This is a genomic window from Hymenobacter agri (assembly GCF_054778495.1).
Genome location: NZ_BAAGZM010000846.1, coordinates 1 through 1,436, shown reverse-complemented (window position 1 = coordinate 1,436; position 1,436 = coordinate 1). Strand labels below are relative to the sequence as shown.

The following is a 1,436-nucleotide window of genomic DNA, read 5'->3' as shown; positions in this document are numbered from 1 at the left end:
TAGGGCTGGGCTTCGGCCAGGCCGTCGGCGCGCACGCTGGCAACCGGCGAGTAGGCGCTGCTACCATCGGCATCGACCTGGCGCAGGCGGTAGTAGGCACGGCCGACCAGCGGGCGGCTGTCGGTGTAGGCGTACTCGCGCTGGCTGGTGCTGTTGCCCTGGGCCGCTACTTTGCCAATGGTTTCGTAGGCTTCGCCGGTGGCGCTGCGCTGCACTTCGAAGTAGGCGCTGTTCTTCTCGCTGGCCGTGGCCCAGTTGAGGGCTACGCCGGTGCCTTTGGCGGCGGCATCGAAGCGGGTGAGCTCGACGGGTAGGGGAGTAGTGCCGTTTGTAGTAAGCGAAAGGTTATCAATTAATAGTGTTGAGTTTGCTGCGGCAGTTAGTATTATTCGGACTGATACGCGTTTACCAGCGTTAGCTGAAGCAGCAGGCAGCGCGTTGATGGTAATGCTGGTAATCGGCCGCTGGCCAGCTGAGCCGACTGCTAGAGTTGAGTTGGTGCCGGTGTAATTGATAGCAACGTTATTGCTGCCGTTGGGAAAGCTGGCTCCGAAATTGTATGCGCTACTGCTTCCACTCGCTCCAATAGTTAGCTGAGAAGCATAGGCAGCACGGTCGATGCTGATAAGAACCTGTATACTCGAAGTAGCATTGAACACACCAACCGGATTGGCTACATCGAAAGAAATAATGCTGCCGGCAGGTGTGCCAAACGGAATAACACGCTCCGCAAAATCTATCGTGGTAGTAGCGCCAGTTACTCCGTAAGCACCGAAGCCCGTTGTGCCGTTGGGCTGATAGAAGCTGCCCGGTGCAGATGCCGTGAAAGTAACGCCGGAATTCTGTGCTGCTGCTGAAGCAAAGTCCTGCGTTTGCGCTTGCGCAACAGTACCGGTGCCAAATGCCACTAAGGCAATCAAAAAGGGTTTGGATGACGCAGAAAAGAGGCGGTTGAGGAGATGTGTAGTCATTGTTAAAACATGGTTTTATAACGCCTAAAAGTTAGGAGTAAGCTCGCAAATTAAATCATTTGCTTGTAAAGTGCAATTATTTAATATCGTTTGCTGAATATATTATATGTTATGGCGCAGTGAAGCCGTATTTCCTTTGATGCGTGCAAAACAGCATTATCGCCCGAAAAATTTATCAGTTTGTTCGGTGAGGCTAGGGTTCGCAATGCGAATAGGGAGCAAGCGGGCCAGGGGTATGAGTTGGACGACAGTGTCAGGTAAATGCACCCGAATTGTGGGGTAGTGAATGGCTGGCAACAAGCGCGCAGAGTAGGCCGTGTTACTTTCGCATAAGAATTCCCCATTCCGAAAAGCATTACATTTTGTCCATATTCAGGTATTTGTTGCTGGGCTGGCTGCTGGCTGCGCCCTTGCTGAGCCAGGCCCAGCGCCGCCCGGCCCCCGCCCGTCCCAAAACCGCCGCCC

General features: G+C 53.9%; 1 pseudogene. It reads right to left on the bottom strand.

From position 1 onward, the window contains the following. Window positions 1–908 (bottom strand): annotated as a pseudogene (locus ACYVDE_RS22740) (hypothetical protein); the annotation flags it as partial. Window positions 909–1,436: the final 528 nt, after the last annotated feature.